Source organism: Streptomyces sp. NPDC005423 (assembly GCF_040606415.1).
Lineage (GTDB): Bacteria > Actinomycetota > Actinomycetes > Streptomycetales > Streptomycetaceae > Streptomyces.
On record NZ_JBEXET010000001.1, the window covers coordinates 447,197 to 474,082 of the forward strand.

A 26,886-nucleotide genomic window follows, 5' to 3' on the forward strand; every position below is an offset into this window, starting at 1 on the left:
ACGGCTTCAACTCACGCGAAGGGTTGCGCACATGGGCATTCTCACTCTCCTGCGGAACGCGTTCGGCAGGCCACGCAAGGAGCGTGCCGCCGAAGCAGAGGGTGCGGAAGTGGCTCCTACCCAGGACTCCACTCCTTCGCCGACCGCCGACACCGGGACCCCCCGGGTTCCGTCCCCGTCGCCGGAACCCACCCCCTCCCCGGCACCGACCGCGGCGCTCCCCGAGCCCCGGTCGTCCGCGGCGGACGACACCGATGCCGCCGATGACGCCGATGACACTGACGAACACGAGTTGGTAGCGGCGGCGTTCGACAACGTCAGCGTGCCGCGGCCGGCGAAGCCGGTGGGGGAGACGGGTTCCCCGACCGGTGCCGGGTCGGACGGGGATGACGCCGAGGCCGGGACCGCTGAGGCGCCGGACGCGGGTGCTGACGTAGCGGAGACGCCGGTCACGGAACCCGCCGAAGCACCGCAGGCCGCTGAGCCCACGGTGACTGCGGTGCCTGCGGTGCCTGCGGTGCCTGCGGAGGCGGTCCCAGAGACCGAGCCGGAGACCGAGGTCGAGCCGGCCGCGGAGACCGTCGCCGAGCCCGAGGCGGAGGCAGCCGAGGAACCGGCGGCCACCAAGTCCACGGCGGCGGAGACGACTACCGAGGCCGAGGCCGAGGCCGAAACCCCTGCGGTGCCCGCTGCCGCTGTATCCGAGGCACCCCTGACGGAGACGGTCACCGAGCCTGCCGCCGAGGCGGAGCCGGAGGCTTCACGCGTACCCGTACCGGTACCGGCACCCGTACCCGCGCCGGAGACGGTCGCGGTACCCGCCGCCGAGGTCGAGCCCGCCCCGGAGGCCGAGCCGGAGCCCGTCGCCGCGACGGCCCCGGAACCCGAAGCCGTAACGGAGGCTGTCCCCGCCGCCGAGCCGGAGCCCGCCGCCGAGGTACAGCCGGAACCGGAGACTGAAACGGCACCGGCACCGGAAGCCACCCCGGAACCCGAGGCCAAGCTGGAGCCCGAGGCCGAGGCGCAGCCGGAACCCGAGCCGGAGCCCGAGCCCGAGCCGACGACCGAAGCCGCCCCCGCCCCGGTCGCCGAGACCACCCCCGCGCCCGCACCCGCACTCGCGCCCACCCCCGCACCCGCCCTCGCCCTCTCCGCTAGCAGCACGGTCGGGACGGACGCCACGGCTGAGGCGGCCGAGACAACCGAGGCACCCGAGACGGCTGAGGAGACCGGCGGAGCCGCCGGGGCCGACCTTCCCCCCAGCCTCCTCACCGCCTACACCGCCGCCGCCGAGACCCTCGCCGCGCAGGGGCTGACCGGCACGGCCGCCGCCGTCTACCTGGTGCTGGACCGCTCCTCGAGCATGCGCCCGTACTACAAGGACGGCTCGGCCCAGTCCCTCGGCGAGCAGACCCTCGCCCTCGCCGCCCACCTGTCCCCGGCGGCGGCACCCACCGTCCACGTCGTCTTCTACTCCACCGACCTCGACGGCACCGGCGAGCTGACCCTCACCGACCACGAGAACAAGATCGACCGCCTGCACGCCGGCCTGGGCCGCATGGGCCGAACCAGTTACCACGTCGCTGTGGAGGCCGTACTCGCCCACCACGAGAAGTCGGCCACCCCCTCCGCCCCCGCGCTGGTCGTCTTCCAGACGGACGGCGCCCCCGACGCGAAGACCCCCGCCACCCGCTCCCTCACCGAGGCCGCGAAGAACCACCCCAGCGTGTTCTTCTCCTTCGTCGCCTTCGGGGAGCACGACAACAAGGTCTTCGACTACCTCCGCAGGCTGAAGTCGGACAACACGTCCTTCTTCCACGCCGGCCCGGCCCCCCGCGAACTCACCGACGCGGAACTCTACGAGGGCCTACTGGCCAACTGGCGCCCGTAACAAACACGTTCACCATCAGCGGCGGGGCCCGGCAGACAGCCGGGCCCCGCCGTTCTTTCCTCTGCCGCGGCGATCTCTTCCACACGGCCCTCCGCCGCTATCGCCCACCCGATAGATTCACTTCATGCCAGGCCGCCTTCTCGAACTCCACGTCGAGAACTTCCGAAGTCTCCGAGACGTGACCATCCCGCTCGGTCCGCTCACTGTGCTGGTGGGGCCGAACGGTGTGGGCAAGAGCAACGTGCTGGAGGTTTTCGATTTCTTGGCCGACATCATCCGCACGGACCTCCAACCCGCACTCGACTCACGTGATGGGTTCGACGAGGTCGCCTTCTGGGGTGGGGGCAGGCCTCCCACGTCCATGCGCATCCAGCTGAAGGCCACCTGGACGAGTAATTCCACCCTCAACGCTCCGGATGAGTACAGCCTCACCATCAAACGCCGTTCCCTGCCCTCGAATCGGGATCGCAACAAGGCGCCCTACACCTTGTCCCGCGAGGAGAGCTTTCTGTTCAAGCGGACCCAGGGCCGCGGCAGACGCATCACCATCTCGGGGGTGGAGGCGCGGGTGATCGACAGCCGCGCGGACAAGGAGAAGGACAGCAGCTTCGGGATCAGGAGACTGAGCAGCGGGCTGTCCACGCTTCCGCGCCTCGGGCCCGCCGATGGCGGTGACGAGGTCACGCGTGTCGCCGACCGGCTGTCGTCCTTCCGCGTGTTCGACGTCGATGTGGCCGCCGCGCGCCTGCCCACCCGCCTGACCGGTGCGGACTTCCCCACGTTGTCGTCTCACGCCGAGAATCTGGCGGCGTTTCTGATCCACCTCAGCGGCCGCGAGGAGACGTGGCAGGACCTGGTCGAGGACGCGCGCACCGTCCTCCCGCAGCTGGAGGACATCGAATTCGAAGAGGTCGGCGGTTCCACCGACCAACTCACCGTCGTCCTGCGCGAACGTGGCCTGCGCCGCACGACGCCCCTGGCCGACGCGTCCTACGGGACGGTCCGCCTGCTGGGGCTGCTCGCCCTGCTCTACGACCCGAACCCGCCGGCTTTCACCTGCATCGAGGAGATCGACCACGGTCTGCACCCGCAGGCGTTGGAACTCGTCGTACAGCGGCTGCGCGAGGCGTCCGACCGGACGCAGTTCATCGTGGCCACGCACTCCCCCGCTCTGGTCAACCGGCTCCGCCCTGAGGAGTTCCTCGTCTGCGACCGCAACGACGAGGGTGCCTCCATCATCCCGGCCCTGACGACCCAAGAAGTGAAGGACATCGTCGAGGAGTCCGGGGACCAGCCGCTGGGAGAGCTGTGGTTCTCCGGGGTCCTCGGCGGCGATCTCACCGGAGGCGAACTGTGAGCTCCGGCGGAAAGGGCAGCGGCGCCGGACGAACCCGGGCACCACAGCCGGGAGTGATCGTGCTGGCGGGAGAGGACAAGAACGACTGCGACATCATGGCCGCGTTGATACGGGCGCACCGGCCCGACCTGGGAGCCGCCGCCAAACTCGTCCGTATCAACGATCCCGTGCGTCTGCGCCGCAAGACGGGTCCCGATCTCACGGCGGCGGTCAGAACACTCGTGGGCAAAGCCCGGGCCAAGGCTCTCCAGCAAAGGGCGCTCCTGCGCGGATTCGTGGTGCACGAGGATCTGGACGGCTTCACGGACAGCGCCTACGACAGAATCCGCAAGGCGGTATCCGACGAGCTTGATCATCAAAGCTCCGGCTTTCCGACCGCCCTCGCTCTCGCGGCGTGGGAATCGGAGGGATGGCTGCTCCTGTTTCCGGAGGCCTTCCCGCACGTACGTCCCCGGTGGACGGTCCCCGCACAGTCGCGCGGAAGGGACACCGGACGCGTGCAGGAGCCCAAGGAGAAACTCAAGCGCGTCCTCGGACGCCCGGCCTTCCGCGAAAGCGACGGCCCGCTGGTCGCCCGCGAGGCCTTGCGGCACGGTCTGATCCCGTCACCCCAGGGAACGAACCGCTCGTACACCGACTTCGTCGGCGATCTGGAGGAGTGGCGCTGACCCCCAGCACTCCCACGGGTGTGGGTCACGCGAGCCGTCACGGGTCCGGAGACGGGCGGCGTCCCGTTCGAGGACGACGACCGCCGCATCGGACCCTTCCCACCCAGTAAAACGGGAAGCGGGCGGCCCACCCATGTCGGATACGATTTCTGGGTTCGCGCGACACAGACACCAGCAGACCGACCTGGGAGCAGCCCCCGATGGCTCGACACCTCATCACCAGCGCCCTTCCGTACATCAACGGAATCAAGCACCTGGGCAACATGGTGGGGTCCATGCTCCCGGCGGACGTGTACTCCCGCTATCTGCGCCAGCGCGGCCACGACGTCCTCTACATCTGCGCGACGGACGAACACGGCACCCCCGCCGAACTCGCCGCGAAGGAACAGGGCGTGCCGGTGGCCGCCTTCTGCGCGCAGGCGCACGACGCGCAGAAGGCGGTCTACGACGGGTTCGCGCTCGCCTTCGACTACTTCGGGCGCAGCTCCAGCGAGCAGAACGTGGAGATCACGCAGCACTTCGCCCGCCGCCTCAACGAGAACGGTTTCATCGAGGAGCGCGCGATCCGCCAGGTCTACAGCCCGGCGGACGGCCGCTTCCTCCCGGACCGTTACGTCGAGGGCACCTGCCCCCACTGCGGCTACGACAAGGCCCGCGGCGACCAGTGCGAGAACTGCACCCGCGTCCTCGACCCCACCGACCTGATCAACCCCCGGTCCGCGATCTCCGGCTCCACGGAGCTCGAGGTGCGGGAGACGAAGCACCTCTTCCTCCTCCAGTCGAAGCTCCAGCACGAGGTCGAGGAGTGGGTCGCCGCCCACGAGGACGAGTGGCCGCAGCTCGCCTCCTCCATCGCCCGCAAGTGGCTCACCGAGGGCCTGCACGACCGCGCGATCACCCGCGACCTCGACTGGGGTGTCCCCGTCCCCGCCGACACCTGGCCCGAGCTGGCCGCCGAGGGCAAGGTCTTCTACGTCTGGTTCGACGCCCCGATCGAGTACATCGGCGCGACGAAGGAGTGGGCGGACCAGGACCCGGCGAACCGCGACTGGAAGTCCTGGTGGTACGAGGCGGACGCGACCGTCCGCTACACGGAGTTCATGGCGAAGGACAACGTCCCGTTCCACACGGTGATGTTCCCGGCCACCGAACTGGGCGTACGCGAGCCGTGGAAGAAGGTCGACTACGTCAAGGCCTTCAACTGGCTGACGTACTACGGCGGGAAGTTCTCCACGTCGCAGAAGCGGGGCGTCTTCACCGACCAGGCCCTGGACATCCTCCCGGCGGACTACTGGCGCTACTTCCTGATCGCCAACGCGCCCGAGTCCGACGACTCGTCGTTCACCTGGGAGCACTTCACCGCCACGGTGAACAAGGACCTGGCCGACACCCTCGGCAACTTCGTCAACCGCGTCCTGTCCTTCTCCAAGAAGCGGTTCGGCGAGCAGGTCCCGGCGGGCGCCGAGGCCGGTGAGGCGGAGACGAGGCTGGGCGAGGAGATCGCCGCCCTGCTCGCCGAGTACGAGACGCAGATGGAGTCCCTCCAGTTCCGCAAGGCGGCGGCGGCGCTCCGCGCGCTCTGGTCGGCGGGCAACTCCTATCTGGAGGAGAAGGCCCCCTGGCTGGAGATCAAGACGGACCAGGACGCGGCGGCCCTCACCCTGCGCACCGCGATGAACCTGATCCACCTCTACGCGGTCGTCTCGGAACCCTTCATCCCGGCCACGGCGGCCGTCATGCGCGCCGCCTTCGCCCTCACCGAGGACACGGCGGCCTGGGTGTCCCCGGCCGAGGCGAAGTCGCTCACCGCGGTCCCCGCGGGCACCCCCTTCACCGTCCCCCCGGTCCTCTTCGCGAAGCTCACGGACGAGGACCTGGAGACGTACAAGGAACGCTTCGGCGGAGACCCGTCCCAGGTTCCGCAGGCCTGACCCGGTGACGTGCCACGGCACCGAACCGACCGGTTAAAGGCGCACCACCGAGCAGCTGCGCCGGCACATGACTCCCTCACGGGACGTTCTGTGGCCGCGGAGCAGACGGCACTACCACTCGAACCGTAGGGCCCGGACACCCGACGGGCGCCAGCTGATCCCCCGCCCCGAGCAGACCCTGACGCCCTCCGCGCGGCCCTCGCCGTCGTAGCCCCGGGGCGCCCGGACGAGATGCAGACCACCACATACGACGCCTTCGCCAAAGCCGTCGAGTGGCAGTCGCTGAGCTCAGTGCGCAGACGGGTCCTCATGGACGACGCCATGCAGTCCGACTGACCGAACGGCGGAGGTCACGACAGAGAGCATCACCTGAGGTACCAGGCGTACTTGTGCGTTCCTCCGGCCACCCAGGATCATCGGGCGCGACCCGGCAAGCCGTAAAGTTCCGCCATGGCAGTTCCCGAGGTCATCCCGATCGCATACGAACCCAACCACCGCACCGACACGATCGGCCGGTACACGGACGGACAGTTTCTGGCGACGGTCACGTACGCCTTCCCCACCGGCTTCCGCCCCGACGACGGCTGGGAGGACCACAAGCGTCTCTACGCCGTGCTGCACACCTTCGACTCCGCCGGCCACCACCGTGACGCCCAGATCTGGTGCGCCGGCACCTGGTCGGAACAGCAGCGCGACCCCTACGGCGACCAGTCCGTCGTAGGCCGGGCCCGCGCCCACCTGACGAAGCTCCTCTCCTCCCTGCCCGGCCTCAGCTACACGGACATCGCCGTACGGCCCTTCCAACTCACCTACGACAACGTCCTGTTCGGCCTCGTGGTCGACAAGAGCGACGCCGAAGACACCGAGGACGACGACTGGGCCGAACTGCTTCCGGACGGCCTGGGCTTCGGGTCGCCGTGGAAGGGCCAGTACGACATCTGACGCCACTGACGCGGGAGAGCGGCGAGCCGGGCGGGCGCGCCCCCGACTATTCGGTGGGTGAGCGGCGCCGTCCTGTACCGGTGCTCTCCCGGGGGGGGAGACCCTCCGCGGAAAAGCGTGACACTTCCGCGCCAAGTGTCACGCTTTCGCACCTCACCCCCCCCTGCACCAAGCGCCCCGATCACCAACCGGCGCCGCGGGATTCCCGAGGGGCGTGCCTAGGCCGCCGAGTCGGCGTAGAAGTGCGGGGCACCAAGGCCTCGTGCGGGCGGAGTCGGCGGACCGGCGGGCGGTTGTGCTCCCAGGGCCTCACGCGCCGTGGCGATGTGGTCCAAGCCCTGCCTTGCCGTGCGGCCCGCCTGGGCGTACTCGCTCGCCGTGCCGGCCTCCGTCAGCTGGACGGCGGCGGCGTGATGGCACTCCGCCGCCCGTGTCAGGGCCTCGGTCGCCGTCCGGTCGGCGCCCGCCCAGACCTTCGTCTCCGGGACCGGGAGGCCCGCGCCGAGCCGCAGGACCCAACCGCTCGCCTCGGCCTCGGCGTCCAGGTCGGACAGGTCGGACAGGCGGCGGGCCGGTGGCAGGCGTCGCTGGACGGCGACCGCGAACACGGCTCCCGCGATCAACAGCAGGGCGATCAGCACGGCCATTCCCATCGCTTCCTCCAGCCTCTGGTGACATACGGGGTAGTGAATCTCCTACCCCCATCAGACGCCGGGCCACTGTGGGACACCGTCGAGCCGCCTGTGCGCTCCCCGTGAGCCCTCCATGAGCCCACGGGGTCGCCGGGGTCGCCCTACCACGGCCGCGAACGCGCACGCGGATTACGGATACCGATGCGGATGCGGATGCGGTCGCGCTGTTACGACGCCGACGGGGACGGTGACGCCGATCCGGTCGGGCCGCCGGGGCCGCCCGGACCGCCCGGACCGCCCGGACCGCCCGATCCGTCGTGCGTCTCGGACGGCGTCACCCCGAGCGTCAGCCGGCCCCGGACTCCCCTGGCGATGTGCCTGTGGTCGTAGGCGAGGTAGAGGAGTCCGCCCTCGTGACCGTTGTCCGGGTAGATGCCGTCCTCGGTGAGCGTGGTGCGGGTCGTCGTGTTGGAGGCGTAGGGCTCGATGACGGCGGAGGCGAGGACCGACCGTTCGTCGAAGAAGAGCTGGCCGGTGTGGCAGGCGTGGCCGCCCTCGTAGCCGGTCTCGGTCCACTCGCCGTCCACGTGCACCTTGACGTGGATGTGGACACAGCGGCCCTGGTACCAGCCGGGGAACACCGTCCGGAAGGTCACCTTGCCGTGCCGGTCCGTGTGCCAGGTGCCGCGCAGGAAGCGGTCGCTGTCGGTCGGCACTTGATGGCCGCCGCCTCCGCCGCCCGGGCCGCCGGTCGGGGGCGTGCCGGTCGGGGTGCCGGAGGGCGGCGGCCCGGTCGGCGCCGGGCCGCCACCGCCGCCACCGCTCTCGTAACCCGAGTAGACGCCGGTCGCGTTGCAGTGCCAGATGTCGACGGCCGCGTTCCTGAGCGGCTTGCAGGTCTTGGCGTCGATCACCCTGAGTTCGAGGGAGAGGGGGATGCCCTCCTGGTCCTCGGTGACATCGCGGCGGATCTTGTCGGCGTCGATGTAATAGGGGCCCTCCACCAACTCCGAGGTGAGCGTGTAGCAGGCGTCGTCCGAGGCGGACGGGTGCGCGGGGGACTCGGTCTGCGCCGACGCGTTCACGGCCAGCGCACCGCTGACGCCCACCGCGGTCATCGCCGCACCGCCCGCCACCAGGACCGTGCGCCGGGCCAACCCTCGTCTGTCTTCCGGTACTTGGGATTCCGTCATGGCCCCGGACGCTAGAGGCGACGAACGTGACATGAACATGAGAAAGAGCTGTGAATCGGGATCACACGCGAAAGGGCTCGAAACCGACGTCGGTTTCGAGCCCTCGCCCCAACGAACGGACGGACTACTTCGGCTGCGGCTTGCGCACCGACAGGTGAAGCTCCCGCAGCCGCGTCTCGTCCAGCTCGGTCGGCGCGCCCATCATCAGGTCCTGGGCGTTGCCGTTGAGCGGGAAGGAGATCGTCTCGCGGATGTTCGGCTCGTCGGCCAGCAGCATGACGATGCGGTCGACACCGGGGGCGATCCCGCCGTGCGGCGGGGCGCCGAAGCGGAACGCGCGGAGCATGCCCGCGAACTGCTCCTCGACGGTCTCCCGGTCGTAGCCCGCGATCTCGAAGGCCTTCAGCATGATCTCGGGCTCGTGGTTCCGGATCGCGCCGGAGGACAGCTCGACACCGTTGCAGACGATGTCGTACTGCCAGCCCAGGACATCCAGCGGGTCCTGGGTCTCCAGCGCCTCCAGGCCGCCCTGGGGCATCGAGAACGGGTTGTGCGAGAAGTCGATCTTCCCCGTCTCCTCGTCCTTCTCGTACATCGGGAAGTCGACGATCCAGCAGAAGCGGAAGACGCCCTCCTCGAAGTGGCCCGCGCGCTTGGCCGCCTCGACCCGCACCGCGCCCATGATCTTCGAGACCTCGTCGAACTCGCCCGCGCCGAAGAAGACCGCGTGGCCGGCGGCGAGCGACAGGCGCTTGGTCAGCTCGGCGACGTTCTCCTCCGTCAGGAACTTCGCGATCGGGCCCGTCAGCGAGCCGTCCTCGGCGACCCGGACCCAGGCCAGGCCCTTCGCGCCGAGGGTGACGGCGAAGTCACCGAGCTGGTCGAAGAACTTGCGGGGCTGCCCGGACACGTCCGGCACCGCCAGAGCCCGTACGTGCTTGCCCGCGAACGCCTTGAACTCCGAGCCCGCGAACACGTCGGTGATGTCGACGAGTTCGAGCTTCGCGCGCAGGTCCGGCTTGTCGGAGCCGTACTTCAGCATCGACTCGCGGAAGGGGATACGGGGGAAGGGCGAGGTGACCGGCTGCCCGCCGCCGAACTCCTCGAACAGCTCCGTCATGAGCTTCTCGATCGGCTGGAAGACGTCCTCCTGCTCTACGAAGCTCATCTCCACGTCGAGCTGGTAGAACTCGCCCGGCGAACGGTCCGCGCGGGCGTCCTCGTCGCGGAAACAGGGCGCGATCTGGAAGTAGCGGTCGAAGCCGGAGATCATCAGCAGCTGCTTGAACTGCTGCGGCGCCTGCGGCAGGGCGTAGAACTTGCCCGGGTTGAGGCGGGAGGGGACCACGAAGTCACGGGCGCCCTCGGGCGAGGTCGCGGAGAGGATCGGGGTCGCCATCTCGTTGAAGCCCAGCGCCGTCATCTTGTGCCGGATGGCCGAGATGACGGCCGTACGCAGCATGACGTTGCGGTGCATGCGCTCACGGCGCAGGTCCAGGAAGCGGTACTCCAGACGCCGCTCCTCGTTGACCCCGTCCTCCGTGTTGATCGTGAACGGGAGCGGCGCGGCGGCGCCGAGCAACTCGACCTCGCCGACCTCGACCTCGATCTCGCCGGTGGGCAGATCGGGGTTCACGTTCTCGGCGCCGCGGGAGACGACCCGGCCGTCGACACGGACCGTCGACTCCTTGGTGACCTTGTCGAGGGCCTCGTACGCGGGGGTGCCGGGGCGGGCGACGAGTTGCGTGATGCCGTAGTGATCGCGCAGATCGATGAAGAGGATGCCGCCCAGGTCGCGCCGATTGTGCAGCCAGCCACTCAGCCGGACGTCGGTGCCGACGTCAGAGGCGCGGAGCTCGCCGCAGGTGTGGGACCTGTACCGATGCATCGTCGTTCATCCAGCCTTCGCGGATCGGGGTCTGTTTCACGTGAAACGTCCGAGGCCGGAGCCCGGACCTCCCAAGGGTACCGGCCACCCATCGATCGCCTCCCCACCATTAAGTCCGTACTCCATCGGTGGCACAGTTCGATCGCACCTTCTTACAGTGGGGCAATGCGCACTGGTGAGCCCCTGCCCGCCGTGGGAGAGGTACTCGCCGCCCTCGCGACCGGCCTGTGGTACTGGAACACCGCCACCAAGCTGGTCACGGTCGACGCCGAGGCGGCACGGCTGCTCGGGCTGCCCGCCGAGCGGACCACCCTCACGGAGGCCCAGACCCGGGCCCGTCTCCACCCCGTCGACTGGAACGAGATCACGGGTGTCGTCGGGCTGGCCGTCGCCGAGGACACCCTCGCGGAGGTACGCATCAGGGTCATGGACGGACGCGGCCGGGTGATCCGTACCGTCCGCAGCCGTTCCAAGCCCTCGTACAACCGCGTCAACCGCTCCTACGAGCTGATCGGCACCCTCCAGGAGGTCACCGAGCCGGCGCCGGGCACCCCGGCGGGGCGGCGGGCGGTCACCGGGGACTGGCGGCGCTCCCGGGAGGCGTTCCTGCTCGACGCGGGCCGGGCGCTGGCCGAGGCGCGGTCCACGGCGGAGGTGCTGCGGGTCGCGGCCGGGCTGTCGATGCCGGGCTTCTCGCCGGACGGCCTCGCGGTCTTCGGGGTGGAGGCCGGCCGGCTGACGATCGTCGGCCACCACGGGCAGCAGCCCGGCGACGAGGGCCCCTTCGCCCAGATGTCCCTGGCGACGGACTACCCGGCCGCCGAGGTGGTCCGCACGGGCCGTGCCGTCTACCTCTCCTCGCCCGAGCAGTACAGGACGCACTACCCGGTCACCTGGCCGCTCGCTCAGGGCTTCGGCCGGCAGTCCTGGGCGTTCCTGCCGCTGACCGTGGCCGGCCGCACGATGGGCGCCTGGATGGCCGCCTTCACCTATCCGGTCGCGTTCACCCCTGACGAGCGGTCCGTTCTGACGACCGTGGCCCGCATGCTCGCGCAGGCCCTGTCCCGCGCCGGTGTCCAGGAGTCCGAGCGGGAGCTGACCGACGGGCTCCAGCGCTCCATGCTGCCCACCCTGGGCCCCGAGATCCCGGGCATGAACGTCGCCGCCCGCTACATCCCGACCGGCGGCGGCCTCCAGGTCGGCGGCGACTGGTACGACATGATCCCGCTGCCCGGCGGCACGCCCTCCGGAGGCGGACGGATCGCGCTGGTCATCGGTGACGTCCAGGGCCACGACGTACGCGCCGCCGGTCTCATGGGCCAGCTGCGGATCGCCCTGCGCGCCTACGCCTCCGAGGGCCACCGGCCGGACGCGGTGCTCTCCCGGGCCTCCCGGTTCCTGCACGGCGTCACCCACGCCGACCCCCGGCTCCCCGACCCGCGCTTCGCGACCTGCCTCTACGTGGAGGCCGACCCGGCGACCGGCGTCCTGGAGATCGCCCGGGCCGGCCATCCCGACCCCGCGATCCGTATGGCCGACGGAACCGTGCTGACCCGGCCCACGGCGGGCGGCCTGCCCCTGGGCATCGATCCGGACGCCGACTACCCGACGACGACACTCGCCCTGGAGCCCGGCGAGACCATGCTGATCTGCACCGACGGCCTGATCGAGACCGGCGGCCACGACCTGGACACCGGCTGGCAGCGGATCCGGACGATCCTGGAGCAGCACAAGGGCGACCTGGAGGAACTCGCCGACGCACTCGTCCAGGGCGTGCTCGGACCCTCCTCGCACCACACCAGAGGGCCGCTGGCCGACCGCCGCGAGGACGACATCGCCGTCCTGCTGCTGCACCGCGAGGACGGTGAACACGGCCGCGGCGGCGGCCCGGTGGGCATGACGGCAGCGACCCCGGTCCGGCGCACGATGCTCACCGTCGCCCAGGCCGAGCCCGAGCGGGTGGCCGCGGCCCGGCAGCAACTGCGCGAACTGCTGCACGACTGGACCTGCGCCGACCAGGTCGACTCGGTGGTGCTGCTCGTCTCCGAGATGCTCACCAACGTCCTCGTGCACACCGACACCGACGCCCTGCTGACCGCCGAGGTGACCGGCGAGCCGGGCGGACGCCGGATCCGGGTCGAGGTCACCGACGCCGGCGACGATCTCCCGCACCGCCGGCAACCCGGTGAACTGGCGTCCTCCGGGCGGGGGTTGCTCCTCATCGAACTCCTCGCCACGAGCTGGGGCGTGGCTCCCAGGGGCGCCGGCAAGAGCATCTGGTTCGAGCTCTACGAGCCCGACGGGCCGGGGCCGGCCGCGGGCCCGGCGGAGGTTCCCGGCGGGGCGTAGCGCGAGCGCAGTTCGTGGACGACCCCGTGGGCCGCGGCCGTCAGCGGCACCGCGAGCAGCATGCCGAGGATTCCGGCGACGGACGCCCCGGCGGTGATCGCGAGCAGCACGGCGGCCGGGTGCATCTGGACCGTCCGGCTCTGGATCACCGGCTGGAGGACGTGCCCCTCCAGCACCTGTACGGCGAGGACCACGCCCAGCGCCCACAGCGCGACGACGACACCCCGGTCGGCGAGCGCGACGAGCACCGCGACGGCCCCCGAGATGAACGCGCCGAGGTAGGGGATGTAGGCGCCGACGAAGACGAGCGCGCCCAGCCCCACCGCCCCCGGCACACCGAGGACGAGCAGCCCGACGGTGATGCAGAGGGCGTCGATGAGGGCGATGAGGGTGGTCCCGCGCATGAACCCCTCGACGCTCTCGAAGGCCCGCCGGGCCATGGCCTCGACGGTGTCGGCGGTGCCGCGCGGGGCCAGGGACCGCAGGCCGCCGGCGGCCCGGTCGGAGTCGCGCAGGAAGAAGAAGACGAGGAGCAGCGCCAGTACGGCCATCGCCAGGGTCTCGCCGACGACGCTGACGCCGCTGATGACGTTGGAGGCGGCCGTCCCGCCGAACTTGGAGAGCAGCTCCTTGGCGTTGCCGGCGAGGTCGCCGACCGAGGTGCCGGCCGACCCGAAGTGCTTCGCGAGCGAGACACCGGCCTGTTTGAGCGAGGCCAGGATCTGGTCCCCGGTGTCGATGAGCGCGGCGACCACGATGTACGCGGCCCCGCCGACCACGGCCACCACGGCGACACAGGTGAGCCCGGCGGAGACCGACCGGTTGACCCCGGCCTTCACCAGCCGCCGGTGCAGCGGCCCGAGCAGGGCGCTGCCGAGCAGCGCGAGCAGCACGGGGGTCACGGCGGTCCGCAGCTCGGCGCAGAGCCGGATCCCGACGTAGACGACCCCGCTGAGGAGGAGCAGGACGGCGCACCAAGCGGCGAACCGGCGTACGGGATCGGGGAGCAGGTGCACGGTCCCAGCCGATCACGCGGAGGGCGGGCCGTCCCCTCGGAACGGCCCGCCCGGGTGACGCGGTGTCAGGAGCTGGGTCCGCTCTCGGTCATCCCGTGGACGGCCGGGACGGTGCCGAGTCGGCCCTTCTGGAAGTCCTCGAAGGCCTGCTGGAGCTCTTCGCGGGTGTTCATCACGAAGGGTCCGTAGTGGGCCATGGGCTCCCGGATGGGCTGTCCGCCGAGGAGGACGACCTCCAGGTCCGGGGTGTGGGAGTCCTGCTGCTCGTCCGCGCGGACGGTGAGCGAGGAGCCCGCGCCGAAGACGGCGGTCTGGCCCGTGTGGACCGGACGGCGGTCGGCGCCGACCGTGCCCTTGCCGGCCAGGACGTAGGCGAGGCCGTTGAAGTCCTCGCGCCACGGCAGGGTGATCTCCGCGCCGGGCGCCAGCGTGGCGTGGATCATCGTGATGGGGGTGTGGGTGATGCCGGGTCCCTGGTGGCCGTCGAGCTCACCGGCGATGACGCGCATCAGCGCGCCGCCGTCGGGGGACGCGAGCAGCTGCACCTGGCCGCCGCGGATGTCCTGGTAGCGGGGGGCCATCATCTTGTCCTTGGCGGGGAGGTTCACCCAGAGCTGGAGGCCGTGGAAGAGACCGCCGGACATGACGAGGGACTCCGGCGGCGCCTCGATGTGCAGCAGGCCGGAGCCCGCCGTCATCCACTGGGTGTCGCCGTTGGTGATGGTGCCGCCGCCGCCCTGGCTGTCCTGGTGGTCGAAGATCCCGTCGATGATGTAGGTGACGGTCTCGAAGCCGCGGTGGGGGTGCCAGGGGGTGCCCTTGGGCTCGCCCGGCGCGTACTCCACCTCTCCCATCTGGTCCATCATGATGAAGGGGTCGAGATGGCGGTAGTTGATCCCGGCGAACGCTCGGCGCACCGGGAAGCCCTCGCCCTCGAAACCGCTCGGCGCGGTGGTGACGGTGAGCACGGGACGTGCCACGGCGTCGGCCGGTGCTGCCACACGGGGCAGGGCGAGCGGGTTCTCTACGGTCACTGCGGGCATGTCGACCTCCTGGTGCGATGCTCCGAGTTTAGTTGAGCATTGAACTTTCTGCTACCCCCAACAGAGAGAGCCCGGAGGGCATTCCCTCCGGGCTCACACAGGGTGCGGCGGTCAGCCGTACATGCGGCGCATCGCGAACTCCACCATCTGCTCAACGGCCTTGGCGTCGAACACCATCCGGTGCTCGCCCTCCATGTCGACGACGAAGCCGTACCCCGTCGGCAGCAGATCGATCACCTCGGCGCCGGTGATCACGAAGTACTTGGACTCCTTGCCCGCGTACCGGCGCAGCTCCTTGAGCGAGGTGAACATCGGGATCACCGGCTGCTGGGTGTTGTGCAGCGCGAGGAAGCCCGGATTGTCGCCACGCGGGCAGTACACCTTGGAGGTCGCGAAGACCTGCTGGAAGTCCTCCGCGGACATCTGGCCGGTGGTGAAGGCGCGCACAGCGTCCGCGAGCGAGGGCGGCGACGGCTCGGGGTAGAGCGGCGGCTGCTGGCCGTAGCCGCCGGCCATCTGCTGCTGCGGCGGGACGTACCCCTGCTGAGCAGCCCCTCCGTCCATGGGCTGGCCGTATCCATACATGCCCGCAAGAGTACTGAGTCACAGATGGCCCGAGAGGGCTTGCTTCTTATTACCGGCGGGTAGCATCATCGTAGGCACTTGTTGTCATTGATATGTGCAGTCGAACGAGCGCGAGGAGCCAGCGCCTCGCCGATCTCTACGGAGCAGTCGCCATGGGGCACTACAAGTCCAATCTCCGCGACATCGAGTTCAACCTCTTCGAGGTCCTCGGGCGCGACAAGCTGTACGGCACCGGTCCGTTCGCGGAGATGGACACGGACACCGCCAAGAGCATCCTGGAGGAGCTGACCCGCCTCTCGGAGAACGAGCTGGCCGAGTCCTTCGCCGATGCCGACCGCAACCCGCCGGTCTTCGACCCGGAGACGAACACCGCGCCGGTGCCCGCCTCCTTCAAGAAGAGCTACAAGGCCTTCATGGACGCCGAGTACTGGCGCCTGGGCCTGCCCGAGGAGATCGGCGGCACCAACGCGCCGCCCTCCCTGATCTGGGCCTACGCGGAGCTGGTGCTCGGCGCCAACCCGGCCGTGTGGATGTACTCCTCCGGCCCGGCCTTCGCCGGCATCCTCTTCGACGAGGGCACCGAGCAGCAGAAGCACATCGCCAAGCTCGCCGTGGAGAAGACCTGGGGCTCGACCATGGTCCTCACCGAGCCCGACGCGGGCTCGGACGTAGGCGCCGGCCGCACCAGGGCGGTCCCGCAGGACGACGGCTCCTGGCACATCGAGGGCGTCAAGCGCTTCATCACCTCCGGTGAGCACGACATGGAGGAGAACATCCTCCACTACGTCCTCGCCCGCCCCGAGGGCGCCGGCCCCGGCACCAAGGGCCTCTCCCTCTTCCTCGTCCCCAAGTTCCTCTTCGACTTCGAGACCGGCGAGCTGGGCGAGCGCAACGGCGTCTACGCGACGAACGTCGAGCACAAGATGGGCCTCAAGGCCTCCAACACCTGCGAGATGACCTTCGGCGACCGCACCCCCGCCAAGGGCTGGCTGATCGGCGACAAGCACGACGGCATCCGCCAGATGTTCCGGATCATCGAGTTCGCCCGCATGATGGTCGGCACGAAGGCCATCTCCACGCTCTCCACCGGCTACCTCAACGCCCTGGAGTACGCCAAGGAGCGCGTGCAGGGTCCCGACCTCGCGCAGTTCATGGACAAGACCGCGCCGAAGGTCACCATCACGCACCACCCGGACGTGCGCCGCTCGCTGATCACGCAGAAGGCGTACGCCGAGGGCATGCGCGCCCTGGTCCTCTACACCGCCTCGATCCAGGACACGATCGCGGTCAAGGAGACCGAGGGCGCGGACGCCTCCACCGAGCACGCGCTCAACGACCTCCTCCTGCCGATCGTGAAGGGCTACGGCTCCGAGAAGGGGTACGAGCAGCTCGCCCAGTCGCTCCAGACCTTCGGCGGCTCCGGCTTCCTCCAGGAGTACCCGATCGAGCAGTACATCCGCGACGCCAAGATCGACACCCTCTACGAGGGCACCACCGCCATCCAGGGCCAGGACTTCTTCTTCCGGAAGATCGTCCGCAACCAGGGCGCGGCCCTCAACTCCCTTGCCGAGGACATCAAGAAGTTCCTCGCGCTGGGCACCGGTGGCGAGGACCTCGCGGCGGCCCGCGAGCACCTGGCCAAGGCGGCCGTCGAACTGGAGGCGATCGTCGGCCTGATGCTGACCGACCTCGCCGCCACCGAGCAGGACGTCAAGAACATCTACAAGGTGGGCCTGAACAGCACCCGCCTGCTGCTCGCCTCCGGTGACGTGGTCGTCGGCTACCTGCTCCTCAAGGGGGCCGCGGTCGCCGCTGAGAAGCTGGAGACGGCCTCCGTCAAGGACAAGCCCTTCTACACCGGCAAGATCGCGGCGGCGAAGTTCTTCGCGGCCAACGTCCTGCCCGGCGTCACCCTGTCCCGCAAGATCGCCGAGGGTGTCGAGCTGGACCTGATGGAGCTGGACGAGGCCGCGTTCTAGCGGCCCGCCCGGGGGTACCGGTGTCCTGATCGACCGGGACACCGGCCGGCCCCGGCCGGGTGTCCCGGTGGCGCGTTCCGGGACGCATCGGCACAGCCCGCTGAAAGTCCACACCGCCCTCACGAGGGCCCTCTCCCAACCCCGGGAGCGGGCCCTCGTACGTCGTTAAGGTGAACCCATGAGCGCACCCACCCGCTTCGACCGCGGACTCACCGATGACCTGATGTCCTACCTGGCGGCGAGCCCCACGCCCTACCACGCCGTGGCGAACACCGCGGAGCGGCTGGAGAAGGCCGGCTTCCGCCAGGTCGCGGAGACGGACGCCTGGGACGCGACGAGCGGCGGCAAGTACGTGACACGCGGCGGCGCGATCGTCGCGTGGTACGTCCCCGAGGGCGCCGACCCGCACACTCCGTACCGCATCATCGGCGCGCACACCGACTCCCCGAACCTGCGGGTCAAACCGCGGCCCGACACCGGTGCGCACGGCTGGCGCCAGGTGGCCGTGGAGATCTACGGCGGCCCGCTGCTCAACTCCTGGCTCGACCGGGACCTCGGCCTGGCCGGCCGGCTGAGCCTCCGGGACGGCTCCGCCCGCCTGGTGAACGTGGACCGCCCGCTGCTCCGGGTGCCCCAACTCGCCATCCACCTGGACCGTTCCGTGTCGAGCGAGGGGCTCAAGCTCGACAAGCAGCGCCACCTCCAGCCGATCTGGGGCATGGGCGACGTGCGCGACGGCGACCTCATCGCCTTCCTGGAGGAGGAGTCGGGACTCGCACGGGGCGAGGTCACCGGCTGGGACCTGATGGTCCACTCCGTGGAGGCGCCCGCCTACCTCGGCCGCGACCAGGAGCTGATGGCCGGACCGCGCATGGACAACCTGCTCTCCGTGCACGCCGGGACGGCCGCGCTCACCGCCGTCGCCGGCAGCGGGAACCTGTCGTACATCCCCGTCCTGGCCGGCTTCGACCACGAGGAGAACGGCTCGCAGTCCGACACCGGCGCGGACGGACCGCTGCTCGGCGGGGTGCTGGAACGCTCGGTCTTCGCGCGCGGCGGGTCCTACGAGGACCGGGCCCGCGCCTTCGCCGGCACCGTCTGTCTCTCCTCCGACACGGGCCACGCGGTCCACCCCAACTACGCCGAGCGGCACGACCCGACCCACCACCCGCGGGTCAACGGCGGCCCGATCCTCAAAGTGAACGTCAACAACCGCTACGCCACGGACGGTTCGGGCCGCGCGGTGTTCGCCGCCGCCTGCGAGAAGGCCGGGGTGGAGTACCAGACGTTCGTTTCCAACAACTCCATGCCGTGCGGCACGACGATCGGCCCGATCACCGCGGCCCGGCACGGGATCAGGACCGTCGACATCGGCGTCGCCATCCTCTCCATGCACAGCGCCCGCGAACTCTGCGGCGACCAGGACCCGTTCCTGCTGGCCAACTCGCTGGTGGCGTTCCTGGAGGGTGCGTAACTCGCAAGGAACGCATGGGTGTTGTCTTCCCGGGTACCCGGTTGCCGACCGGAACGCAGCGGACCGGAAAGGGAGGCGACACTCATGGGCTTGGGCGGATGCATCATCCTCATCGCCGTCGGCGCGATTCTCACTTTCGCGACGGACTGGCACATGCAGGGAGTCAATCTCGACCTGGTCGGCGTCATTCTCATGGCTGTCGGGCTGATCGGTGTAGTGACGTTCAGCAGCATGGCCCGGCGCCGGCGAGTTGTCATACCGAACCAGACGACTGTCGTCGAGGACGAGGAGTCGCGGCGCTACGGCGGCGGATACGGCGTGTGACCGCACCCCGGCCCGGCAGGGGCGACCGGCGGCAGTGACAACGGTGAGTGCTCGACGACCCGGCCCACAGGACCGGAGCCTCGCAGGCCCGGAGGCCGCAGGCCCATGTGCCCGTAGGCGCGCAGGCCCGTAGCGGCGCGGACGAAGCGGCGAGTGGTACGAGCAGTGTGCGGACTTCAGCGGCTGAGGGCCCGGCGACAGCGCCGGGCCCTCAGCCTGTCCGCCCCCTCCCCGTCCGCCTCCTCTCGTCCGCCCCTCCCCGTCCGGGCCGGCACGGTGGGGCCGGCGTGGTGAGGCCGGATTGCGCCCGTCGGCCTACCGGGGGCGTTTCGGGCGCGCTGCCGGGGAAGCCGTACCGCATGAGATTCCTCGTACGCGATCGGCTCCTCGGCATCGGTGAGGACTACTGGATCGAGGACCAGCACGGCGACAAGGCGTTCCTGGTCGACGGGAAGGCCATGCGGCTGCGGGACACCTTCGAGTTGAAGGACCGGCAGGGCCACGTCCTGATCAGCATCCACAAGAAGATGCTCGCCCTGCGGGACACGATGGTCCTCGAACGGGACGGCGAGACCCTGGCGACCATCAGACACAAGCGGCTCTCCCTGCTGCGCAACCACTACCGGGTCGCCCTGGCGGACGGGACGGAACTCGACGTCAGCGGCAAGATCCTGGACCGCGAGTTCGCCATCGAGTACGACGACGAACTCCTCGCCCAGATCTCCCGCCGCTGGCTGCACGTGCGGGAGACGTACGGCGTCGACATCGTCCGGGACGACGCGGATCCGACGCTGCTGATCGCCGTGGCGGTGTGCGTGATCCACCTGGCGGAGAAGGAACGGGAGGACTGACCCGCGGCGGGGCGTCAGGGGCGGCGGGGGGCGGCGAGGCCCAGCACGCGGTCCTTGAGGGCGGGGAACTGGTCCCGGGTCGTGGCGGTCCGGCCGGGGTCGAAGTCGACCGTGAGGATCTCTTCCCCTGCCCCCGCCTCCGCGAGGACCTCGCCCCAGGGATCCACCACGATCGAGTGACCGGCCTGGGGAACTCCCGCGTGGTCGCCGGCCGTTCCACACGCGAGGACGAACGACTGGTTCTCCACGGCGCGCGCCTGCGCCAGCAGGGTCCAGTGGGAGCGGCGGCGCTCGGGCCAGCCCGCCGAGAGGACGAAGGTCTCGGCGCCGGCGTCGACGAGACCGCGGAAGAGTTCGGGGAAGCGGAGGTCGTAGCAGGTCGCCACACCGATGGTCGTGTCGGGCAGACGGACCGTCACCAGTTCATCGCCCGCGCTCATCAGGACGGCCTCGCCCCTGTCGAAGCCGAAGCGGTGGATCTTGCGGTAGACGGCGGCGAGTTCACCGGAGGGGGAGAAGACGAGAGACGTGTTGAAGAGGGACCCGGAGGGGTCACGCTCGGGGATCGAGCCCGCGTGCAGCCACACGCCCGCGTCGGTCGCCGCCTTGGCCATCGCCTCGAAGGTCGGCCCCTGGAGCGGCTCGGCCTCCCGGTCGAACAGCTCGTAGGCGAACGCGCCCGTGGTCCACAGCTCGGGAAGGACGACGAGGTCGGCACCGGCCTGCTCGCGCACGAGGGACGCCACCCGTTCCCGTCGCGATGCGACCGATTCGTCCTCATCTACGGCGATCTGGATCAGAGAGGCGCGCACACTACCACCGTCCTGGCATTCGAGCCGTTCACTCGGGCCTACGATCGTCACACGAAAGCACTGCCGGGGTGCTTCACAGCAGCGTAACTTGGGGGTCCCCCCCGATTCGAGCACAGCCGAGAAGTGGGGAAGTTCCAAGACACCTGCCGACAGCCACCTCCCGCTGGCACCGCCGCCACGACCCGCCACCTTGTACCGACCGCCGAGGGGTCCCGTTTCCGTGAGTCTGCCACCCACTCTCCAGCCCTACGCCGACGCCTGGACCCACTCCATCGAAGCGATATCCGAGCTGGTCCAGCCCCTTGCGGAGCGGGAGTGGAACCGGCGCACCCCGTGCCCCGGCTGGTCGGTGCGGGACATCGTGTCCCACGTCATCGGGCTCGACAACGAGATGCTGGGCGACCCGCGCCCGATCCACACCCTGCCGCGGGACCTCTACCACGTCACCAACGCGCACCAGCGGTACATGGAGATGCAGGTCGACGTCCGCCGCCACCACACGGCGCCGGAGATGACGTCGGAGCTGGAGTACACGGTCATCCGGCGCAACCGGCAGCTGCGGAACGAGTCGCGCCAACCGGACACGATGGTCCGCGGCCATCTCGGCGCGTCGGTCACCCTTGAGGAGTCGATGCGCAACCACGCGTTCAACGTGTGGGTGCACGAACAGGATCTGCGCGCCTCCCTCGGCCGCCCCGGCAACCTCGACTCCCCCGGCGCGCACATCGCCCGAGACGTGCTGCTCGCGGCGCTCCCCCGGATCGTCGCCGAGGAGTCCGGCGCCCCGCGCAGCTCGGCCATAGTCTTCGACGTGCACGGCCCGGTCGAGTTCCTCCGCACGATCCGCGTCGACATCCAGGGCCGGGGCACGCTGGAGACGGCCCCCGCACTCGGCCCGGCCGCCACCTTCACCCTCGACTGGGAGACCTACGTCCGCCTCGCCTGCGGCCGGGTCTCGCTGGAGTCGGTCGCCGACCGCGTCAAGGCGGAGGGCGAGCCGGAACTGACGGCGGCGATCCTGCGCAACTTCACAGTGACGCCGTAGGACGGTGACCTGACGTTGACGGACCTGGACGACGTACGGCCTGCGGGCCGTGCGCCGGGGCCGTAGGGCCGCAGGCCCGTGGGTGAAGAACGGCGGACTGCGGCGCGGTGCCGAAGCTACGCCCGCGCCGCCCGGCGTGGTGAGCCCGGTGAGCGGGTACGCGGGTGAGGAGCGGGGGGCCGGGTGGTCATGCGGGAACGTGCACCGTCTCCACCCGGCTCGCGACGAGCCGTTCGCGCTCCCTGCGCGCCGCCCGGCTCCGCAGGCGCAAAATCTGGCTGACGCCGAACGCCTGGAGCACGAAGACCACGGAGAAGGCGATCGAGTAGTTGTCGCCGGTGGCGTCGAGCAGCACGCCGACCGCGAACAGCGTGGTCATCGAGGCGACGAAGCCGCCCATGTTGGTGATGCCGGAGGCGGTGCCCTGCCGCTCGGGCGGGTTGGCGGGCCGGGCGAAGTCGAAGCCGAGCATCGAGGCCGGGCCGCAGCAGCCGAGCACCGCGCACAGCACGATCAGCAGCCACATCGGCGCGTGGTCGCCGGGGTAGACGAGCGTGACCGCCCAGACCACGGCCGTCGCCGCCACCGTGCCCAGGGCGAGCGGCAGCCGTGCCGCGTGGTGCCGGGCGACGATCTGGCCGTAGACCAGGCCGACGACCATGTTCGACAGGACGACGAGGGTGAGCAGTTCGCCGGCGGTGGCACGGGAGAGGCCCTGGTCCTCGACCAGGAACGGCAGGCCCCACAGGAGCAGGAACACCATCGCGGGGAACTGGGTCGTGAAGTGCACCCAGAGTCCGAGGCGGGTCCCCGGCTCCCGCCAGGACGCGGCGATCTGCCGTCGTACGTAGGCCGCACCCAGGTGCGGGAACGGCTCCGGCTCGTGGCCCTCGGGGTGGTCCTTGAGGAAGAGCAGCAGCAGGACGAGGACCACGACTCCGGCGAGCGCGCTGCCCGCGAAGGCCGCCGTCCAGCCGATGCCGTGCAGCAGCCGGGCGATCACCAGGGTGGAGACGAGGTTTCCGGCCATCCCCGCGAGGCCGGCGAGCTGGGCGACCAGCGGTCCGCGCCGGGCCGGGAACCAGCGGGTGCCGAGCCGCAGCACGCTGATGAACGTCATCGCGTCACCGCAGCCGAGCAGGGCGCGGGAGGCGAGCGCCGTGCCGTAGGTCGGGGAGAAGGCGAAGCCGAGCTGGCCGGCGGTGAAGAGGACCACGCCGATGGTGAGCACCTTCTTGGTGCCGAGCCGGTCGACGAGCAGGCCGACGGGTATCTGCATGCCCGCGTAGACGAGCAGTTGGAGGATCGAGAAGGTGGAGAGGGCGGAGGCGCCGACGTGGAAGCGCTCGGCGGCGTCCAGTCCGGCGACGCCCAGGGAGGTGCGGAAGATGACGGCGACGAAGTAGACCGAGACGCCGATGCACCAGACGGCGACGGCCCGCCGGCCGCCCGGGGGGTCGCCGGGCAGCGAGAGCGACGAGGAAGAGGACGGGGGCGAGGGGGGCCGCGCGCTCATCGGACCTCGCCCCGGGCCAGGTGGGAGAACCAGCTGACGTGCCGGTGGACGACCGACACCGCCGCCTCGGCGTCCCCGGCGCGCAGCGCTTCGAGGATCTCCTCGTGCTCGGTGAGCGTCTTGGCGATCCGGTCGGGGTGCGAGTGCATGACGGCGACACCCATCCGCAACTGCCGGTCCCGGAGCTGGTCGTAGAGCCGGGAGAGGATGTCGTTGCCGCCGCTGCGGACGATCTCGGCGTGAAAACTGCGGTCGGTGACGGCCGCGGCGGCGAGGTCTCCGGCGGCGGCCTGCGCCTTCTGCCGGTCGAGGAGTTCTTCGAGCCGCCGGATCAGCGCGGGCGGCGCGGGTACGGCCTTGCGGGCCGCGTGTGCCTCGACGAGTTGCCGGGTCTCCACGACGTCGGCGATCTCCTGGGAGGAGACGGGCAGGACGAGGGCGCCCTTCTTCGGGTAGAGGCGGAGCAGCCCCTCCGCCTCCAGCCGCAGCAGCGCCTCCCGCACGGGGGTGCGGGACACCCCGACCGCCTCGGCGAGTTCGCCCTCGGTGAGGAGGGTGCCGCCTTCGTAGCGGCGGTCCAGGACGCCCTGCTTGACGTGGGCGTAGACGCGTTCGGCGGCGGGGGGTTGCTTCACGGCGAGCGGAAGGCGCGACACAGAAGACGCAGAGGACGCAGAGGACGCGGAAGACACAGGCGACACAGGCGACACGGACGACACGGCAGGCATGTGCACAGCATAGATACAACAGGTACGCGTGAAGAGGGGCGTCCACAATACGGACGTAGGCGGGGGCATGGGCAGAAGCGGGGCGTGGCGCGGACTCACGCCTCCGGGGACCCGGTTGCGCGCTCACACAACCTTCTGTGCTACTTACGAGTCACACATGTGCGGCCCCTTCCGGCTTCCCCTCAACTCGGCCGCACGACAAGGGCATTCAACGTATTCGGGGTATCTCACTTGTTTACTGCCACCACCGGCACCAAGAGCAGCCGTATCCGCAGAGCCGCCGCGGTCACCCTGACCACCGGCGTGGTGCTCGCGGGCACAGCCCTGACCACGGCACCCGCGCAGGCCGTCGCCACGCCCTCGATCGTGGCCAAGGGCGGCTACGTGATGAACAACGCGACCGGCAAGACGCTGTACACGAAGGCCGCGGACACCACGCGTTCCACCGGCTCCACGACGAAGATCATGACCGCGAAGGTCGTCCTGGCGCAGTCGAACCTCAACCTCGACGCCAAGGTCACCATCCAGAAGGTCTACAGCGACTACGTGGTCGCCAACAACGCCTCCCAGGCCCACCTGATCGTCGGCGACAAGGTCACCGTGCGACAGCTGCTGTACGGGCTCATGCTCCCGTCGGGCTGCGACGCGGCGTACGCGCTGGCCGACAAGTACGGGTCCGGCTCGACGCGGGCGGCGCGCGTGAAGTCGTTCATCTCCAAGATGAACTCGACGGCGAAGACGCTCGGCATGACGAAGACGAAGTTCGACTCGTTCGACGGCATCGGCAACGGCGACAACTACTCGACGCCGCGCGACCTGACGAAGCTCGCCAGCAGCGCGATGAAGAACTCCACGTTCAAAACGCTGGTCAAGACGAAGTCGTACACGGCGAAGACGGTTACCAAAACCGGCAGCACCCGCACGATGGCCGCCTGGACCAACACCAACACGCTGCTGAGCAGTTACAGCGGCACGATCGGTGTGAAGACGGGCTCCGGCCCCGAGGCGAAGTACTGCCTCGTCTTCGCCGCCACCCGCAACGGCAAGACCGTCATCGGCACGGTCCTCGCGTCGAGCTCGGTCACGCAGCGCGCCACGGACGCGACGAAGCTCCTCAACTACGGCTTCGCCACGATCGGCTGACGCCCACTCACCAGCAGGACGAGGCCCGCCGCACACCAGCGGCGGGCCTCACGTGCGTGACGAACACCCCCCAGGCCCGCGGCCCGAACTTGCCCATGAACGGCTCCTGTCCGCCCGGTCCCCCCAAGCGCTACGACCGTTTCGACGCCGTCAGTTATCCGCCGTACCCCGGCAGCGTCCCCCGCGCCCGCAGACACGTCGTGCGGCTCCTCACCGACTGGGGTCATCCCGGCTCCGCCGGCGACGCCGCCCTGCTCGCCAGCGAGTTGTGCACCAACGCCCTGCTGCACGGATGCCTGCGGGACCGGTTGTTCCGCGTGGAGACCTCCCTCGCGGGCACGGCGCTGCGCGTCGCGGTCACGGGCCCACGAGGAGAGCGCGTGCCATCCGTCAACGACCCAGCGAGCGAAGACCAGTTCGGCCGGGGACTTCTCATCGTCCGTACGCTTGCCGCCCGTTGGGACATCGAGCGGCTCACCGTCGGCAAGACCGTGTGGGCGGAGTTGGACGTCACGGTGGTCTCACGTGACCGGAACTGAGGCTGGGCACACGCCGGTTAAAGGTTTCGTGGTTCGGGGCCGACCGTAGGATCATTGCGACGGCAAGCGACGTGAAGCGCGCCGACGCGACGGGCGCGGAGACACGTACGGGGACGGGGGCGGGACACGGCATGGCGGTGCCTGGAATCGGGGCGGGCCAGGGCGGCGGGGGCCCGGACCTGCGGGTGACCTCCGCGGACCTCACCTCGCTCGCCCGTGACCTGGACGAAATGCAGGTCCACCTCGACAAGCAGGTCAGACGCATGGACGCGATCGTCGACCGCGTCGAGGCCGGCTGGCGAGGCCCGGCGGGGACGGCGTACCGCGAGTTCCACCGCGCGGCGACCGAGGACGCCGTACGCATCCGCGAAGTGATGAAGCTGCTGGAAGAGGCCGTGCGCATGAGCCGCGACGGCTTCTCCGCGCACGACATCGAGGTGCTGGAACGGATGCGGAGCATCCAGGTGGACGTGGCGAGCGAGGTCGACAAGCTGTCGACGCCCGGCACGGAACCGGCCGCACCCCCTCGCAGCAGCCTCGACTCCTTCTGAGCAGCGCGCGCCGACCGCCAACTGACCGAGTTCACAAGGGGGATCATGTCCAACGGGGCCTCCGCCGACGACCACATAGCCGTGTCCTTCGCCACGCTCCACGACCTCACCGCCGAGCTGGAGGACATCCTCAAGCAGCTCAACGGCCGACTCGACGACCTCTACGACCGTGCCGTCCCCGTCGTCCTGTCCTGGAAGGGCGAGGCCCGCGACGTCTTCGTCGACAAACTCGACGAGTGGGACCGCTCGGCACAGGACCTCCAGGCCGCCCAGCAGTGGCTCCACGCCTACGTCACCACCGGCCACGCCAACTACACGGCAGCCCACCGGGCGGTGCTGCGCGGGTGGGGGGCGACCTGATGGCCGACCGTCCCAGCGACGCGGAACGCCAGGAGGAACGGGACCGGCTGAGAACGGCGGCGCCCGACG

Annotated in this window: 24 protein-coding genes; 15 read left to right on the plus strand and 9 right to left on the minus strand. The window is 70.1% G+C overall.

Features of this window, described 5'->3' with window-relative positions; translation table 11 throughout:
• Nucleotides 1–517: 517 nt before the first annotated feature.
• The 5 genes from ABZT12_RS01990 to ABZT12_RS02010 all read left to right on the plus strand — a co-directional run bounded on the left by ABZT12_RS01990 (nucleotide 518) and on the right by ABZT12_RS02010 (nucleotide 6,789).
• Nucleotides 518–1,891, plus strand: a complete 1,374-nt coding sequence (locus tag ABZT12_RS01990; RefSeq protein WP_356375697.1) for a VWA domain-containing protein — start codon at nucleotides 518–520, stop codon at nucleotides 1,889–1,891.
• 124 nt (nucleotides 1,892–2,015) lie between these two features.
• A complete protein-coding gene (locus ABZT12_RS01995; RefSeq protein WP_356375700.1) occupies nucleotides 2,016–3,248 on the plus strand; it encodes an AAA family ATPase in 1,233 nt (410 codons plus the stop codon).
• Nucleotides 3,249–3,307: 59 nt separating this feature from the next.
• Nucleotides 3,308–3,916 (plus strand): hypothetical protein, encoded by a 609-nt coding sequence (locus ABZT12_RS02000; RefSeq protein ID WP_356375703.1) that lies wholly within the window; start codon nucleotides 3,308–3,310, stop codon nucleotides 3,914–3,916.
• 200 nt (nucleotides 3,917–4,116) lie between these two features.
• Entirely contained in the window at nucleotides 4,117–5,847 is a 1,731-nt protein-coding gene (gene metG / locus ABZT12_RS02005) for a methionine--tRNA ligase (RefSeq protein WP_356375706.1), read from the plus strand.
• Between the two features lie 450 nt (nucleotides 5,848–6,297).
• Nucleotides 6,298–6,789 (plus strand): hypothetical protein, encoded by a 492-nt coding sequence (locus ABZT12_RS02010; RefSeq protein WP_356375709.1) that lies wholly within the window; start codon nucleotides 6,298–6,300, stop codon nucleotides 6,787–6,789.
• 218 nt (nucleotides 6,790–7,007) lie between these two features.
• On the opposite strand, the gene ABZT12_RS02015 is transcribed toward ABZT12_RS02010, so the two are convergent.
• The 3 genes from ABZT12_RS02015 to aspS form a co-directional block, all read right to left on the minus strand.
• Nucleotides 7,008–7,436, minus strand: coding sequence for a hypothetical protein (locus tag ABZT12_RS02015; protein ID WP_356375712.1), 429 nt, complete (start codon nucleotides 7,434–7,436; stop codon nucleotides 7,008–7,010).
• Nucleotides 7,437–7,648: 212 nt separating this feature from the next.
• On the minus strand, nucleotides 7,649–8,614 hold the full coding sequence (locus ABZT12_RS02020) for an intradiol ring-cleavage dioxygenase (protein WP_356375715.1): 966 nt from the start codon (nucleotides 8,612–8,614) through the stop codon (nucleotides 7,649–7,651).
• Nucleotides 8,615–8,738: 124 nt separating this feature from the next.
• Nucleotides 8,739–10,502 carry an aspartate--tRNA ligase gene (aspS, locus tag ABZT12_RS02025; RefSeq protein ID WP_356375719.1) on the minus strand — a complete coding sequence of 588 codons (1,764 nt, stop codon included), beginning with the start codon at nucleotides 10,500–10,502 and terminating at the stop codon, nucleotides 8,739–8,741.
• 165 nt (nucleotides 10,503–10,667) lie between these two features.
• On the opposite strand from aspS, the gene ABZT12_RS02030 reads away from it, so the two are divergent.
• Nucleotides 10,668–12,851, plus strand: coding sequence for a SpoIIE family protein phosphatase (locus ABZT12_RS02030; RefSeq protein WP_356375722.1), 2,184 nt, complete (start codon nucleotides 10,668–10,670; stop codon nucleotides 12,849–12,851).
• Here the strand turns inward: ABZT12_RS02030 and ABZT12_RS02035 are convergent.
• The 3 genes from ABZT12_RS02035 to ABZT12_RS02045 all read right to left on the minus strand — a co-directional run bounded on the left by ABZT12_RS02035 (nucleotide 12,791) and on the right by ABZT12_RS02045 (nucleotide 15,495).
• On the minus strand, nucleotides 12,791–13,867 hold the full coding sequence (locus ABZT12_RS02035; RefSeq protein ID WP_356375725.1) for an AI-2E family transporter: 1,077 nt from the start codon (nucleotides 13,865–13,867) through the stop codon (nucleotides 12,791–12,793). The two genes, ABZT12_RS02030 and ABZT12_RS02035, sit on opposite strands and share 61 nt — an antisense overlap.
• 65 nt (nucleotides 13,868–13,932) lie before the next feature.
• On the minus strand, nucleotides 13,933–14,910 hold the full coding sequence (locus tag ABZT12_RS02040) for a pirin family protein (RefSeq protein ID WP_356375728.1): 978 nt from the start codon (nucleotides 14,908–14,910) through the stop codon (nucleotides 13,933–13,935).
• A 111-nt stretch (nucleotides 14,911–15,021) separates the two neighbouring features.
• Complete coding sequence (locus ABZT12_RS02045; RefSeq protein ID WP_356375731.1) at nucleotides 15,022–15,495, minus strand: SseB family protein; 474 nt, start codon at nucleotides 15,493–15,495, stop codon at nucleotides 15,022–15,024.
• 152 nt (nucleotides 15,496–15,647) lie between these two features.
• Here ABZT12_RS02045 and ABZT12_RS02050 point away from each other — a divergent pair, with 152 nt between their 5' ends.
• From ABZT12_RS02050 to ABZT12_RS02065, 4 genes are all read left to right on the plus strand, one after another.
• Nucleotides 15,648–17,474, plus strand: a complete 1,827-nt coding sequence (locus ABZT12_RS02050; RefSeq protein WP_356375734.1) for an acyl-CoA dehydrogenase — start codon at nucleotides 15,648–15,650, stop codon at nucleotides 17,472–17,474.
• Nucleotides 17,475–17,652: 178 nt separating this feature from the next.
• On the plus strand, nucleotides 17,653–18,948 hold the full coding sequence (locus ABZT12_RS02055; RefSeq protein ID WP_356375737.1) for a M18 family aminopeptidase: 1,296 nt from the start codon (nucleotides 17,653–17,655) through the stop codon (nucleotides 18,946–18,948).
• A gap of 84 nt (nucleotides 18,949–19,032) precedes the next feature.
• Nucleotides 19,033–19,272 (plus strand): DUF6458 family protein, encoded by a 240-nt coding sequence (locus tag ABZT12_RS02060; RefSeq protein WP_356375740.1) that lies wholly within the window; start codon nucleotides 19,033–19,035, stop codon nucleotides 19,270–19,272.
• 359 nt (nucleotides 19,273–19,631) lie between these two features.
• Nucleotides 19,632–20,123 carry an LURP-one-related family protein gene (locus ABZT12_RS02065; RefSeq protein ID WP_356375743.1) on the plus strand — a complete coding sequence of 164 codons (492 nt, stop codon included), beginning with the start codon at nucleotides 19,632–19,634 and terminating at the stop codon, nucleotides 20,121–20,123.
• A gap of 14 nt (nucleotides 20,124–20,137) precedes the next feature.
• Here ABZT12_RS02065 and ABZT12_RS02070 read toward each other — a convergent pair whose 3' ends face one another.
• On the minus strand, nucleotides 20,138–20,935 hold the full coding sequence (locus ABZT12_RS02070; RefSeq protein WP_356375746.1) for a carbon-nitrogen family hydrolase: 798 nt from the start codon (nucleotides 20,933–20,935) through the stop codon (nucleotides 20,138–20,140).
• 220 nt (nucleotides 20,936–21,155) lie between these two features.
• Between ABZT12_RS02070 and ABZT12_RS02075 the strand changes: the two genes are divergently transcribed.
• Entirely contained in the window at nucleotides 21,156–21,980 is an 825-nt protein-coding gene (locus tag ABZT12_RS02075; RefSeq protein WP_356375749.1) for a maleylpyruvate isomerase family mycothiol-dependent enzyme, read from the plus strand.
• A gap of 187 nt (nucleotides 21,981–22,167) precedes the next feature.
• Here the strand turns inward: ABZT12_RS02075 and ABZT12_RS02080 are convergent, their stop codons facing one another.
• Together ABZT12_RS02080 and ABZT12_RS02085 are read right to left on the minus strand one after the other, a co-directional pair.
• A complete protein-coding gene (locus ABZT12_RS02080; protein WP_356375752.1) occupies nucleotides 22,168–23,496 on the minus strand; it encodes an MFS transporter in 1,329 nt (442 codons plus the stop codon).
• Complete coding sequence (locus ABZT12_RS02085) at nucleotides 23,493–24,131, minus strand: GntR family transcriptional regulator (protein WP_356375755.1); 639 nt, start codon at nucleotides 24,129–24,131, stop codon at nucleotides 23,493–23,495. Before ABZT12_RS02085 ends, ABZT12_RS02080 begins: the two co-directional genes overlap by 4 nt.
• Before the next feature lie 324 nt (nucleotides 24,132–24,455).
• Between ABZT12_RS02085 and ABZT12_RS02090 the strand changes: the two genes are divergently transcribed.
• The 4 genes from ABZT12_RS02090 to ABZT12_RS02105 all read left to right on the plus strand — a co-directional run bounded on the left by ABZT12_RS02090 (nucleotide 24,456) and on the right by ABZT12_RS02105 (nucleotide 26,817).
• Entirely contained in the window at nucleotides 24,456–25,367 is a 912-nt protein-coding gene (locus tag ABZT12_RS02090; protein ID WP_356375758.1) for a D-alanyl-D-alanine carboxypeptidase, read from the plus strand.
• Nucleotides 25,368–25,423: 56 nt separating this feature from the next.
• Entirely contained in the window at nucleotides 25,424–25,906 is a 483-nt protein-coding gene (locus tag ABZT12_RS02095; protein WP_356375760.1) for an ATP-binding protein, read from the plus strand.
• A gap of 131 nt (nucleotides 25,907–26,037) precedes the next feature.
• On the plus strand, nucleotides 26,038–26,457 hold the full coding sequence (locus tag ABZT12_RS02100; RefSeq protein WP_356375763.1) for a WXG100 family type VII secretion target: 420 nt from the start codon (nucleotides 26,038–26,040) through the stop codon (nucleotides 26,455–26,457).
• 45 nt (nucleotides 26,458–26,502) lie between these two features.
• On the plus strand, nucleotides 26,503–26,817 hold the full coding sequence (locus ABZT12_RS02105) for a WXG100 family type VII secretion target (RefSeq protein ID WP_356375767.1): 315 nt from the start codon (nucleotides 26,503–26,505) through the stop codon (nucleotides 26,815–26,817).
• The last annotated feature ends 69 nt before the right edge of the window (nucleotides 26,818–26,886 follow it).